The sequence below is a fragment of the Geothrix terrae genome (assembly GCF_022808775.1).
In the GTDB taxonomy this organism is placed as follows: domain Bacteria; phylum Acidobacteriota; class Holophagae; order Holophagales; family Holophagaceae; genus Geothrix; species Geothrix terrae.
Map to the genome: position 1 here is coordinate 71,969 of NZ_JAKZLA010000007.1, position 12,520 is coordinate 84,488.

15 protein-coding genes are annotated in these 12,520 nt (G+C 69.5%); 12 read left to right on the plus strand and 3 right to left on the minus strand.

Translation table 11 applies throughout. The features are described 5' to 3' along the window. Positions 1-319: 319 nt before the first annotated feature. Together MLE42_RS13190 and dcuS are read right to left on the minus strand one after the other, a co-directional pair. A complete protein-coding gene (locus MLE42_RS13190; protein ID WP_243288349.1) occupies positions 320-1,036 on the minus strand; it encodes a response regulator in 717 nt (238 codons plus the stop codon). Next, positions 1,033-2,634 carry a DcuS/MalK family sensor histidine kinase gene (gene dcuS, locus MLE42_RS13195; protein WP_243288350.1) on the minus strand — a complete coding sequence of 534 codons (1,602 nt, stop codon included), beginning with the start codon at positions 2,632-2,634 and terminating at the stop codon, positions 1,033-1,035. The genes MLE42_RS13190 and dcuS overlap by 4 nt, the downstream gene beginning before the upstream one ends. 80 nt (positions 2,635-2,714) lie before the next feature. Here dcuS and MLE42_RS13200 point away from each other — a divergent pair, with 80 nt between their 5' ends. Both MLE42_RS13200 and MLE42_RS13205 read left to right on the plus strand, forming a co-directional pair. Beyond that, entirely contained in the window at positions 2,715-3,215 is a 501-nt protein-coding gene (locus MLE42_RS13200; RefSeq protein ID WP_243288351.1) for a DUF6677 family protein, read from the plus strand. 73 nt (positions 3,216-3,288) lie between these two features. After that, complete coding sequence (locus MLE42_RS13205) at positions 3,289-3,465, plus strand: hypothetical protein (protein WP_243288352.1); 177 nt, start codon at positions 3,289-3,291, stop codon at positions 3,463-3,465. Positions 3,466-3,496: 31 nt separating this feature from the next. Here MLE42_RS13205 and prfB read toward each other — a convergent pair whose 3' ends face one another. Then, on the minus strand, positions 3,497-4,603 hold the full coding sequence (gene prfB / locus MLE42_RS13210) for a peptide chain release factor 2 (RefSeq protein ID WP_243288353.1): 1,107 nt from the start codon (positions 4,601-4,603) through the stop codon (positions 3,497-3,499). Positions 4,604-4,688: 85 nt separating this feature from the next. On the opposite strand from prfB, the gene MLE42_RS13215 reads away from it, so the two are divergent. From MLE42_RS13215 to rplS, 10 genes are all read left to right on the plus strand, one after another. Continuing rightward, complete coding sequence (locus tag MLE42_RS13215) at positions 4,689-5,690, plus strand: alpha/beta hydrolase (protein ID WP_243288354.1); 1,002 nt, start codon at positions 4,689-4,691, stop codon at positions 5,688-5,690. Then, positions 5,687-6,619, plus strand: coding sequence for an outer membrane protein assembly factor BamD (locus MLE42_RS13220; protein ID WP_243288355.1), 933 nt, complete (start codon positions 5,687-5,689; stop codon positions 6,617-6,619). Before MLE42_RS13215 ends, MLE42_RS13220 begins: the two co-directional genes overlap by 4 nt. Before the next feature lie 125 nt (positions 6,620-6,744). Next, positions 6,745-7,734 carry an aldo/keto reductase gene (locus tag MLE42_RS13225; RefSeq protein WP_243288356.1) on the plus strand — a complete coding sequence of 330 codons (990 nt, stop codon included), beginning with the start codon at positions 6,745-6,747 and terminating at the stop codon, positions 7,732-7,734. After that, a complete protein-coding gene (locus tag MLE42_RS13230; protein WP_243288357.1) occupies positions 7,731-8,288 on the plus strand; it encodes a thiamine phosphate synthase in 558 nt (185 codons plus the stop codon). The genes MLE42_RS13225 and MLE42_RS13230 overlap by 4 nt, the downstream gene beginning before the upstream one ends. A gap of 44 nt (positions 8,289-8,332) precedes the next feature. After that, positions 8,333-8,596 (plus strand): hypothetical protein, encoded by a 264-nt coding sequence (locus MLE42_RS13235; RefSeq protein WP_243288358.1) that lies wholly within the window; start codon positions 8,333-8,335, stop codon positions 8,594-8,596. Between the two features lie 2 nt (positions 8,597-8,598). Beyond that, positions 8,599-9,714, plus strand: coding sequence for a dual-specificity RNA methyltransferase RlmN (gene rlmN, locus MLE42_RS13240; RefSeq protein ID WP_243288359.1), 1,116 nt, complete (start codon positions 8,599-8,601; stop codon positions 9,712-9,714). 26 nt (positions 9,715-9,740) lie between these two features. Next, entirely contained in the window at positions 9,741-10,343 is a 603-nt protein-coding gene (locus MLE42_RS13245; protein ID WP_243288360.1) for an exopolysaccharide biosynthesis protein, read from the plus strand. Further along, positions 10,343-11,128 carry a tRNA (guanosine(37)-N1)-methyltransferase TrmD gene (trmD, locus tag MLE42_RS13250; RefSeq protein ID WP_243288361.1) on the plus strand — a complete coding sequence of 262 codons (786 nt, stop codon included), beginning with the start codon at positions 10,343-10,345 and terminating at the stop codon, positions 11,126-11,128. The genes MLE42_RS13245 and trmD overlap by 1 nt, the downstream gene beginning before the upstream one ends. Positions 11,129-11,273: 145 nt before the next feature. Further along, the gene (locus tag MLE42_RS13255; RefSeq protein ID WP_243288362.1) at positions 11,274-11,828 is read left to right on the plus strand and encodes an outer membrane protein; all 555 of its coding nucleotides are present in this window, start codon (positions 11,274-11,276) and stop codon (positions 11,826-11,828) included. Between the two features lie 153 nt (positions 11,829-11,981). After that, entirely contained in the window at positions 11,982-12,341 is a 360-nt protein-coding gene (gene rplS / locus MLE42_RS13260; RefSeq protein ID WP_243288363.1) for a 50S ribosomal protein L19, read from the plus strand. Positions 12,342-12,520: the final 179 nt, after the last annotated feature.

The following is a 12,520-nucleotide window of genomic DNA, read 5'->3' on the forward strand; positions in this document are numbered from 1 at the left end:
TCTGAGCGGAAACCCGGGAAGGGTCCAGGGTGCCGGACAGGCGCACTGCTCACACGACCTGCGGGTAGGTTTCCTGATTCTCGGTCAGCCTCCCCGGAACGCGCCGTTCTGGAAGTTGATTCCCCGATTTGGAACTTTTGAAAGTGCCCCCCCCCAAAGTATCGAAGCGAGGTCCGGCTTCGCCGGCCGAGCGCGGGGGTCCGGGGGGAGGCTCCGGCTCCACGTGCCCGGCGTGTGGGAGCGGCGCGTCAGACGGAGGCGCGCGGCGCGCCCATAGATCCCTGCCACGCCTGCGTGGCGGGGGACCCCCCGGAGCGCATCAGAGGAATTTCTGGACCTCGCGCAGGTACCCCTTCTGGAACTGGAAGCGGTGGACCGGCCGCCCCCCGGTGCCGTACCCGGGTTCCATCCGGAGCACCTTCAGCGTGCTGAGGAACTCGAAGTACTTCCGCACGGAGACCCTGGAGATGCCCACCTGGTGGCCGATCTCCTCGGCGGTGAACCATGGGGACGGCCCCTGCCAGGCCGCGACCGCCTTCACCACCCTCTCCAAGGTGTTCCGGTCCAGGCCCTTGGGGAGCCCTTCCGCCTTCCGGCCTTCCATGGCCCGCCCGGCCAGGCGCTTGTCGAGCTCGGTCTGATCGAGGACCTGGCCGCCCCGGATCAGGCGGCGGGTCTCACCGTAGCGATCCAAGGCCTGCTTGAGCCGCTCGAACTCGAAGGGCTTGATGAGGTAGTCCACCGCGCCCAGCTTCAGGGCCCGATCGATGGTCGCCGCATCCCTCGCGGCCGTCACGAAGATGACGTCCACATCCAGGGCCTGCCGGCGGATCTCCCCCATGAGCTCGATGCCGCTCTGTCCGGGCATGAAGATGTCCATGAGCAGCAGGTCCACGGTGTGGCGCCGCAGCAGGTCCAGGGCCTCGGCGGCGCTGCCGGCGGACGCCACGGTCTCGAAACCCGGCACGCGGCTCAGATACATCCGGTTGAGCTCGGCCACCATGGGATCGTCTTCGACCAGCAGCACCCGGATCATGGTTCCTCCCGGAGGAACAGGGTAAACGTGGCCGTGAAGAGGGCGCCGCCTTCTTCGCGATTCTGCGCGACCAAGCGCCCACCCCGGGCCTCGATGGCCCGGGCGGCCTGCCAGAGGCCGAAGCCGCGGTTCTCCCCCTTGGTGGAGAACCCCAGGTTGAAGGCTTCGGCCAGGATGTCCTCGGGCATCCCCGGGCCGCTGTCTGCGACGGATAGGTGCAGCAGGGTGCCTTCAGGCCGGAGGGACACCTGGATCTCGCGGCGCGGGCCGTCGCCGATGGCCTCGACGGCATTCTCCAGCAGGTTGCCGAGCACGGTGACGAGGTCGTGGGAGGCCGCGTCGTCGGGACAGGGGGGCAGCGAGGCGTCCTGGTCCAGCTCCATGTGGATGTTCTGCTCCCGGGCCGAGGCGAAGCGGGCCAGCAGGAAACCCGCGATGACGGGGTCCTTGATCCGCTGGACCACGAAGCCCACCTCGTCGTCCAGCCGGCCCACCACGCCGGCGATGTAGCTCTTGAGGCGCCCGTACTCCTCCAGCCGGACCAGCCCCAGGATCACGTGGAGCTTGTTCATGAACTCGTGGGCCTGGGCCCGGAGGGCGTTGGCGTACAGGCGGACGCCCGTGAGCTGCTCCGCCAGCCGGTTCATCTCGGTGATGTCGCGGAAGGTGGCGAGCGCCCCGGTGATGCGGCCGTCCACCAGCACGGGCACCCGGTTCGTGAGGATCTTCAGGCCCAGGATGTCGCCCTCCTGGTCGTACTCCGCCTGGCCGGTCTCCATCACCGTGCCCAGCCTGGAGCTGGGGAGGACCTCCTCCACCGGATGACCCACCAGCTCGCCATGGCTTCCCGCCAGCGCGAACAGGCGCAGGGCCTCCTCGTTGACGATGGTGACCACCAGATCCCGGTTCACGCCGATGATGCCCTCCCGCACCGAGTGCAGCATGGCGTTGCGCTGCTGGAGCATGGTGGCGATCTCCTGCGGTTCCATGCCCAGGAGGATCTTCTTGATGCGGCCGCCCAGGTACATGGCCCCCAGGATCCCCGCGGCGAACCCGATGACGCCCCCGATGACGATGCGCTTGCGCACGCTCACGATCGTGCGATCCACCCCCGACTGGAGGATGCCCACCGCCACCGCCCCCACCTGCCGGTCCCCCTTCCACACGGGCGTGAAGGCGCGCAGCGAGAGGCCGAGGGTGCCCTTGGCGATGGAGAGGTAGGACCGCCCGCGGTACACCTCCGCATCGTCGCCGCCGGCGAAGCGGGCGCCGAGGAGGGACACGTTGGGGTGCGAGAGCCGCATCCCGCGCATGTCCATGACCACGACGTAGTCCACGCCGGATTCGATCCGCATCCGCTCCGCGAGGTCCTGGACGTCGGCCTGGGAGCGGCTCCCCGCCAGGGCGTCCCGCACCACCTCCGCCTCAGCGGTGATCCGCGACAGCAGGACCACCTTCTGCCCCAGGACGTCCCGGGTCTGGCGGGCCATCCGCCAGTCCACCATGGCCCCCGTGACGGTCAGGGCCAGGGCCAGGATCAGCGAGACCAGGATGGTGATCCGGGTCCGGAGCTGGAGGAACGGGCGCATCCGCGGCATGGTAGGGACCATCGTAGGGCGGAAGGACGAGGAAAGGCGAGGCCGGCGGAGGCCCGCCCGTTCTGGGGTAACCTAGGGGCATGACCGACGACAAGTCCGTTCCACGGCTCCCCATGCCCCTCCGCCGCCAGAAGGCCGTCCAGGCCGCATGGAAGCCGCTGCTGTTCCAGTGGCTGGTGCCGGGGGCGGGCTACTGGATGATCGGCGAGAAGGGCCGGGCCAAGGTGTTCTTTGGTGTCTGGGTCCTCTTCTGCCTCCTTGGCGCCCTGCAGATGCAGCACGGCGCGGTGGCGGGAGTGAAGGGCGGCGTCTTCGTGCCCCAGGCCGGGGCCTGGCTGCCCACCCTGGGCGCCTTCGCCACCGCGGGCATCGGACCGGTGTACGGCGTGTTCGCCTGGGCCTTCGGCGGCGCGGGCACTGAGCCCGTGCGCACACTCACCCAGGAGTACGGGGCCACTTACGTGATGGTCGCCGGCCTCCTCAACTGGCTCTGCTGCTTCGACCTCTGGGACCGCATCACCGGGCGCTGGGTCTTCCGCCTGCCCAAGGACGAGCAGGAGAAGATCGCCAAGGGCGAGTAGCCATCACGCCCTCCGGGCCGCCGCTGGGCGCGCCTTCGGCTGCGCACGCGGCTCTGGCTGCCCGCGATCGGACGTGCCACTGGCACGTCCTCCCACTCACGGGGCCTGCCGCCCCATTCGCGGAGCGGGGCCCCCGGTCGCCGGCCTCCTCAACCGGCTCTGCTGCTTCGACCTCTGGGACCGCATCACCGGGCGCTGGATCTTCCGCCTGCCCAAGGACGAGCAGGAGAAGATCGCCAAGGGCGAGTAGCTATCGGCTGTCGGTGATCGGTGATCGGTGATCAGCCCTCGGTCTTGAGCGACTTCGCCAGGAGCTGGGCGCGGATGAAGGCGTCGATGTCGCCGTCGAGGACCTTCTGGGTCTGGCTGGTCTCCTCGCCGGTGCGGTGGTCCTTCACCATCTGATAGGGCTGGAGGACGTAGCTGCGGATCTGGCTGCCCCAGGCCACGTCGGCCTTGTCGCCGCTGGCGGCGGCCACCTTCTCCTGGAACTTGCGCTGCTCCAGCTCGTAGAGCCGGGCCTGGAGCACCTTCATGGCCGTCGCGCGGTTCTTGATCTGGCTGCGTTCGTTCTGGCAGCTCACCACGATGCCCGTGGGCAGGTGGGTGAAGCGCACGGCCGATTCGGTGCGGTTCACGTGCTGGCCGCCGGCGCCGCTGGCGCGGAAGACATCGATCTTGAGGTCCTTCTCGGGGATCTCGACGTTGATGGTGTCGTCCAGCTCGGGGCTCACGTACACGGCTGCGAAGCTGGTGTGGCGCCGCTTGGCGGCATCGAAGGGGCTGATGCGCACGAGCCGATGGACGCCCGCCTCGGCCCGCAGGTAGCCGTAGGAGAAGGGCGCGTCGACGATGAAGGTGGCGCCCTTGATGCCGGCCTCCTCCCCATCCTGGTAGTCGATCATCTCCGTGGCCCAGCCCTTGGATTCGCAGAAGCGCAGGTACATGCGCAGCAGCATGGCGGCCCAGTCCTGGCTCTCGGTGCCGCCGGCGCCGGGCGCGATGGCGACGATGGCGTGATTGTTGTCCAGGTCGCCGCTGAGCATCATCCGCAGCTCGGCATCCTCCACCGCCTTGCGGAGCCCCGTCTCCACGGCCTCGGCCTCGACCAGCATCTCAGCATCCTCGCGGGCCAGCTCCAAGCCCGTCTCCAGGTCCTCGAGCCCACCGGACAGGCGCTTGGCCAGGGCGATGTCGTCGCTGATGGAGCCCCGCTTCTGGAGCAGGGGCTTGGCGGCCTCGGGATCGTCCCAGAAGCCCGGGGCGGTGGTCCGCTCCTCGATCTGTTCCAGTTCCAGGGCCTTGCGCTCGGGATCCAGGTGGGCGACCAGCTGCCGGACCCGGGGCTCCAGTTCGTTCTTGGCCCGCACCAGGGTCTCGAAATCCATCGTCCGCGTCTCCAGCCCGGCCTTCCGGGGAACCTTTAAGTTTAAGCGAATCGGGGATCGGCCGTCCCCACGGTATTCTGATCGGATGCATGATCCCACCCCCGTGCTGCCCGCCGACCTGGAGCCCACCGCCCGTGGGGTCCTGTCGGGCCATGGGGGCGTGACCCTCGCCTACGCGCGGTGGGAGCACCCGGAGCCCAAGGGGCGGGTGGTCATCTCCCACGGCTACGGCGAGCACGGCGAGCGCTACCGCCACACGGCCCGCTGGCTGCACGGGCTGGGCTGGTCCGTGTCCGCCATGGACCACAGCGGCTTCGGGCGCTCCGGAGGCCTCCGGGGCGATGCGGATGGGATCCGCGTCTTCGTGGACGACTTCGCCCTCTTCCTGCGCCAGGAACGCCGCCACGACGCGGAGCGCACCGGCGCCGCGCCCCGGGTAGTGGACGGCGTGCCCATGCCGCCCCTGCCCGTCTGCCCCCAGGTGGTGCTGGGCCACAGCTTCGGGGGGCTGGTCGCCCTGCTCACCCTGCTCTGGCATGCGGATACCCTGGATGGATTGATCCTGTCGAGCCCCAGCGTGGCCGTGCGGTCCAACTCGAAGGCCCTGGTCGTGCTCTCCCGCCTCCTCAACTGGCTCATGCCCCACCGGCCCATCCAGCTCCACGGCGACAAGAGCCGGGTCTGCTCGGATCCCGTCCTCGTGCAGCGCTACCAGACCGACCCCCTCTGCCACCGCTGGGCCACCGCCGCCTTCGGCGCCGCCCTGGACGAGGGCCGGGCCGAGCTCCTGCCCCTGGGCCAGGAACTGGATCGCCCCATGCTCCTGCTGGAATCCGGCGAGGACACGGTGGTGGATCCGGACGCCTCCGAGGCGCTCTGGTCCGCCGTGAAGCCGGGCCTGCTGGAGCGGCACCGCCTGCCCGGTTTCTACCATGAGGTCTTCCACGACCGCCGGCGCGCGGAGGCCCAGGCCCTGGCCGAGCCCTGGCTGGACCACCTGTACCAGGCCTGGAATCCCTCCCAACGCTCCCGGAACCCTTCGCTCCGTCCCGCCATGTCTGAAATGCTGTCCCCGGAGTCCGCATGAAGCGCATCCTCACCGCCCTGTCCGTCAGCCTCCTCCTCGCGGGGCTGGGATTGGGCTGCCGCAAGCCGAAGACCGCCAGCCAGGCGACCCTCAGCTCCACCGTCCTGATGGCCGAGGCGGACAAGCAGATGAAGCAGGGCAAGTTCAACGAGGCCCGGACGACCCTCCGCCAGCTGGAGCAGTACCTTCCGGGCTCTCCCGAATTCCCCAAGGCCAAGCTCATGCTGGGCGACAGTTTCTTCTTCCAGTCGAACCCCAGCTTTCCCGAAGCAGAAGTGGAGTACACCAGCTTCCTGAACTACTTCCCCCGCCACGAACTCCGGGACTACGCCCTGTACCACCGGGCCCTGTGCCACTTCTCGTCCATCGAGAGCGCCGAGCGCGACCAGACCGAGACCCGCAAGGCGCTCGACGGGTTCCAGCAGCTGCTGACGGAATCCCCGGGCAGCCCCTATGCCCCCGAAGCCAGGTCCAAGGTGGTCCAGTGCTGGCGGCGCATCGCCGAGCACGAGCTGATCGTGGGCATCTTCTACGTGAACGTCTACTACTACCCCGGGGCCGAGCGGCGCCTGAAGGCCCTGCTGGAGACCTATCCCGACTACGTGGACCGCGAGCGGGCCTACTTCTACCTCGGCGAGGCCCTGCGCCAGCGGCTGCTGCTTCCCGAGGAGCTGAACCAGTTCGAGAAGGACTACGCCAAGAAGCTCCAGAAGGAAGATCTGAAGGAACTCACCCGGGAGCAGGGCATGCAGTACCAGAAGGACTTCACCACCTTCACCACCGAGCGCATCAAGGGTTTCCGCGACGAGGCCAGGAGCTACTACCAGAAGCTGGTGGAGAGCTACCCCGGCTCCGAGTGGGCCCGCCGCGCGGCGGACCGGCTGGTGACCATGGGCACCGATGGCGTGAAGGAAGATCTGGATAGTTGATGTCGTCCGGGGGTTCCGCGCTTCGCTTCGCTGCGCGCACACCCCCGGACCAAGCCTCGACCCTTCGGGAAGTCCTCAGGTGAGCGAACACCTCCTGGGCTCTCCACCACCCATCCGGAGGCGCCATGGACCTGAGCAGCCTCGGCCTCGGCACCTACCTCGGGGAGGCCACCTCCGCCGTCGATGAGGGCTATGTCGCCGCGGCCCGCACCTTCTTCACGGCCGGGGGCACCGTCTTCGACACAGCCGCCAACTACCGGGCCGGCCGCTCGGAGCGGGCCCTGGGCTCCGCCTTCGCCGGTCTGCCCCGAGAGGCGTTCTTCGTCTCCACCAAGGCCGGCTACCTGCCCATGGGGGATGGGCTCACGGAAGAAAGCCCGCGGGACTGGTTCCGGCGCACGCTGGAGGCCCCGGGCATCCTGTCCGCCGAAGATGTGGTGGACGGTTGCCACGCCATGACCCCCCGCTACCTGGCCCACCAGCTGGAGGTGAGCCGGGCCGCTTTGGGCGTGGAGGCCGTGGATCTCTTCCACCTGCACAATCCCGAGCAGCAGCTCCCGCATCTTGGGCCGGAGGCCTTCTACGCCGTCGTCCAGAAGGCCTTTGAAGCCTGCGAGGGCTTCGTGGCCTCCGGAGCGATCCGCGCCTACGGCGTGGCCACCTGGAACGGCTTCCGGGTGCCGCCGGGGCGACCCGACCACCTCAGCCTGGGGCGCCTGCTGGCCGCCGCGGAGGCCGCCGGAGGGCGGGGCCACCACTTCCGCTGGATCCAGCTTCCCCTCAACCTCGCCCTGCCCGAAGCCTTCCTCGCCCCCACCCAGCCATTCCGGGGCGAACGCCTGACGCCGCTCCAGGCCGCCCGCGCCGCCGGCCTGTCCGTGCAGACCTCCGCCTCGATCATGCAGGCCCGCATCCTCTCCCAACTTCCCGCGGACCTGGTGGAAGCGCTGGGAGGGGCGACCCCTGCCCAGGCGGCGCTTCAGTTCACCCGTTCCTGCCCGGGCGTCACGGTGGCCCTCTGCGGCATGGGCCGCGCGGACCACGCCACCGAGAACGCCGCCGTGCTGGCCCTGCCGAAGGTGGCCCCGGCCGTGCTGGAGGGCCTCTTCGGATGATCCTCCTCGCCATCACGCCGGGCCTCGGCTTCGACCGCCCCCGCTGGGCGGCCGTGCTGCGCTCGGGCGTGGACGGCTTCCTGATCCGCGAGAAGCAGCTGGAGGCGCGCGCGCTCCTGGAGGCCGCAACCTGGTGCCAGGACACCGCCCCGGAGGTGGCGCTCTGGGTGGCTGGCCGCCTGGACGTGGCCTTTGCCGCGGGCTGCGGCCTGCACGCCCCGGAAGCCCATCCGGAGGTGGAGCCGGGCCTGGTGCCGCTGTCCCGCCCCCTGCACGACGAAGACCAGTGGGCCGCCCGCAGCCGAGTGGACCAGCTGCTCATCTCGCCGATCTTCGCCAGCCCCGGCAAGGGCGCGCCCTGGGGGCCGGAACGGCTACGCCGCTTCCTCGACGGCCTGCCGGCGGAGGGCCCGCGTCTTCTGGCCCTGGGCGGAGTCGAACCCGCGAAGGCGGCCCTGCTCAGGCATCCGCGCCTGGCGGGAGCGGCGGCCATCCGGCCCTTCTGGGACGGGGATCCGCGCCGTGCTGTCGCGGCCTTCCGCGAGTCCTCCTAGCCGGTGGATCTGGAACCGGCTGGTATTCTGAAAGCGGAGGCTCCATGGATCTGCCCGAGAACCTGCATCACCTGGTCAGCGAACTGGGCGATTCGCTGGTGAAGGCCTTGGCCGAAGACGACCACTGCCGCGACCTCACCTTCCAGATCCAGGCCCAGGGCTACGGACTCATGCTCATCCTGGAGGCGGCGCCCATCCGGCTCCGCGGGGAGGGTCCCAGCGAAGGGCTGCCCCAGGAGGGCCCCGAGCAGCCCTTCTCCGAGGACGACAAGCGCCTGATGAAGTCCTTCAAGATCCGGATGGACTGACGATGCCCCCGCTGTGGGATCTGCCGGCCCCTGAAGCCGGCCACGCCGCGCGTCCCAATGCCGCGGGCCAGGATGCCGCGGGCCTGAAGGCGCTGGTGTCCGCCCTGGGCGAGCCGGCCTGGCGTGGCGGCCAGGTCTTCGAGGGCCTCTACCGGCAGCGCTGGACCCGCTGGGAGCAGTTCTCCAGCCTGTCCAAGGCGCTGCGGACACGCCTGGAGGCCGAGGTGGATCTGGCCTGGCCCGCCATCGTCCAGAGCCAGGCGTCGGAGGACGGATCCACCAAGCACGCCTTCGAGCTCACGGACGGGAAGCAAGTCGAGGGTGTATGGATGCCCTACGACGACCGGGTGACACTCTGCCTCTCCAGCCAGGTGGGCTGCGCCATGGGCTGCACCTTCTGCGCCACGGGGCAGATGGGCATTGTGCGCAACCTCACGGCCGCGGAGATCGTGGGCCAGGTGGTGGCCATGCTGAACCACCACGGCCACCCCGAAGGCCGGCCCGTGAACCTGGTGTTCATGGGCATGGGCGAGCCCCTGCACAACCTCGACCACCTCATGGCGGCCTTCGCCATCCTCACGGATCCCAAGGGCCTGGCCATCCCGCCCCGGCGCATCACCGTGTCCACCTCCGGCCTGGTGAGCGGCATCGAGCGCCTGGGCGCCTTCCCGAGGCGGCCGCGCCTGGCCCTGAGCCTCAACGCCACCACGGACGCCCACCGCTCGGCCATCATGCCCGTGAACCGGGTCTGGAACCTGGAGGCGCTGGCAGCGGCCCTGGCGGCCTTCCCCCTGCAATCCGGCGAGCGCGTCACCCTCGAATACGTCCTGCTGAAGGGTGTCACCGACAGTCTGGAGGACGGGCGGCGCCTCGCCGCCTTCGCCCGCCGCTTTCCCGCCAAGGTGAACCTGATCCCCTTCAACCCCCACGAGGGCAGCGGCTTCGAGCCCCCGGACGAATCCCGCGTCGGCGCCCTCTGCCGCCTGCTGTCGGAGGTGGGCCTGCCCGTGAGCGTCCGCCGCAGCCGCGGCCAGGACGTGGCGGGCGCCTGCGGTCAGCTGGTGCGGGAAGGCCAAGCCCGGAAACCGAAAGACTCAGGCCTGAAGACCGGGGACTGAAGGCCTTTTTCCGTCATCCTGGAGGGGTGCTGTCCACCCCGAAGCCCTTCTTCGAGACCCTCCACGCCCTGCTGGACGCGGAAGGCGAGGTCACGCTCGGGGAGCTGCTGGACGCCGCGGGCGAGCAGACCTACGGCCTGCTGACCCTGCTGCTGTCCCTCCCGAGCCTGGTGCCGGGCCTGAACCTCGGGCTGGCCCCGGTGGGCGGCATCGGGCTCATCGCCCTGGGCACCCAGCTGGCCTGGGGCACGCCCCATCCCTGGATGCCCCGGCGGGTGCAGACCCAGCCCATCCACAAAGGCCGCATCAAGAACGCCCTGGCGAAACTCGAGACCCAGCTCGACCGCCTGCGCTGGCCCAGCGCCCGGCGGCGGCCCATCAACCACCGCTGGGTGGGCGCCTGCATCGCCTGGACGGGTTTCCTGCTGGCCATCCCCGTCCCCCTCCCCTTCGGCAACCAGCTCCCCGCCGCGATCCTCTGCCTCCTGGGCGCCTCCCTCCTGGAGGAGCGCCCCCTCTGGGCCTGGATCGGCGCCGCCGCCGCCCTCGCCAACACCCTGTACTTCGCCTTCAGCTTCGACCTCATCGCCCGCACTTTCATGAAGGCCTTCCACGCGATGATGAAGTGATGCGCATCGACGCCCTCACCCTCTTCCCGGAGTTCTTCGAGGCCGCCCGCCTCGGCGTCACGGGGCGCGCCTTCCGGGAGCTGGGGCACACCCTCCTCACCCACAGCTACCGCCCCTTCGCGGGCAATCCCTTCGGCCACGTGGACGACGCCCCCTTCGGCGGCGGGCCGGGCATGGTGCTGCGCCCCGAGGTGCTGCGCGACACCCTGGCTTCCGTGCCCCGGGCGGCGTCGAGCCGCGTCATCCATTTCAGCCCCGCCGCGCCGCCCCTCAGCCACGCCAAGGTGCTGGAGCTGGCCCGCCTGGATCAGCTGATCCTCGTCTGCACGCGCTACGAGGGGCTGGACCAGCGGGCGGTGGAGCGGTACGTGGACGAGGAGCTCAGCGTGGGCGAAGCCGTGCTCAGCGGCGGTGAGCTGCCGGCCCTCTTCCTCGTCGACGCGGTCTGCCGCTGGCTGCCGGGCGTGCTGGGCAATGAGGCCAGTGCCGAGGAGGACAGCTTCGCCACCGGCCTGCTGGACCACCCCCACTACACGCGCCCCGCCACCTTCGACGGCCTGGAGGTGCCGGCGGTGCTCCAGGGCGGCGACCACGGCGCCATCCGGCTCTGGCGCCTGCGGGAGGCCATGGCCCGGACCAGGCGCCTGCGGCCGGACCTCTGGACCGCCTACCTGCGGGACCGCCTGCCCGCCCTGGACCGGCCCGCCCAGTGGTGCGCCTGGCAGGTGGAGCACCCACAGGACTGGGACCGGGTCAAACCCAAGGGATGGAAGGGCTGGACGTAGATCCAGGTCGATTTCCTTGGATCCGGACTAGACCTCCGGATACAAGATGCGTAGGTACCATTAGCCCCATCGGGCGGCCGGGGCCTCGGAGGCCCCCAGACCTGTCCGATGGACCTCGGCCCCGCATGGGCCTCAAGGAGATTTCATGACGATCCGCGCACTCATCCTGGCCGCCGCCGCGCTGGTGGCCCCCGCCCTCTCCGCCCAGGAAGGCCCCCGCTTCGGGCTCCAGGCGGGCCTCAACCTCCCCCAGAGCGACCTCAAGGACGCGGTGGACAGCAAGGTCGGCCTCAACATCGGCGCCCAGGTCACCTTCAACCCCACCGGCGGCCACATGATCCGCCCCCGCCTGGACTACACCTGGTTCCCCGAATACTCGGAGAGCGCCTTCGGCGCTTCGGCGAGCATGAAGATCTCCAACTTCGCCCTCGGCGCCGACTACCTCTACTTCGTGGACGGCAAGCCCCAGGGCTTCTACGTTACGGGCGGCCTCTCCGTTGTGCGCTGGAAGATGGAAGTGAGCGCCTCCTACCTGGGTTCCAGCGCCTCGGCGAGCGAGGACACCACCAAGCTGGGTCTGGCCGCCGGCGTCGGCTACCAGTTCAACAAGACCGTGGGCGCCGAGGTCCGCTACCTGAAGAGCAGGGCCTGGGATGCGGACATGGACATCATCCAGGTGGGCGCCACCTTCCGCTTCTAGCCAGCCAAGCTGGGAAAGGGGCCTTCCGCGGCTTCCCGTGAAAGGCCCCTTTCCTTTCCTGCCTTTTCCGATACACTGATGGACTCCCCGACTCCGGGGACATCGAGCCATGTCCGCCGATTCCGGCCCGGGACCGCTGGCCCAGGAGCCCACATGAGCCACATCATCGACCAGCTCGAAGCGAGCCTGCTTCGTTCCGATCTGCCCCGCATCCAGCCCGGCGACACCGTCAAGGTGCACGTGAAGGTGAAGGAAGGCGAGAAGGAGCGCATCCAGCTCTTCCAGGGCATCGTCATTGGCATCAAGGGCGGCGGCATGCGCACCTCCTTCACCGTCCGCAAGATCGCGAGCGGCGTGGGCGTGGAGCGCATCTTCCCCCTGAACAGCCCCACCATCGACAAGCTGGAAGTCGTGCGTCACGGCAAGGTCCGCCGCGCCAAGCTCTACTTCCTGCGCGAGAAGCTCGGCAAGGCCGGCCGCCTCAAGGAGCGCCGCTCCGAGAACGGCGAGTAGGTTCGACCGCTTCCCCGAAAAGGCGCCCGCGAGGGCGCCTTTTCATTGGAAATAACCGGAATCGGATTCACCTCAACTCAAGCTAGATCTTTATTTCTAGTTCCATCTTTTCCCGCCCGAATGAAGGGTGACCTCCCCATTTTTTGTGGGAATATGGCCCCGGCGCCGGTCGGCCCGCC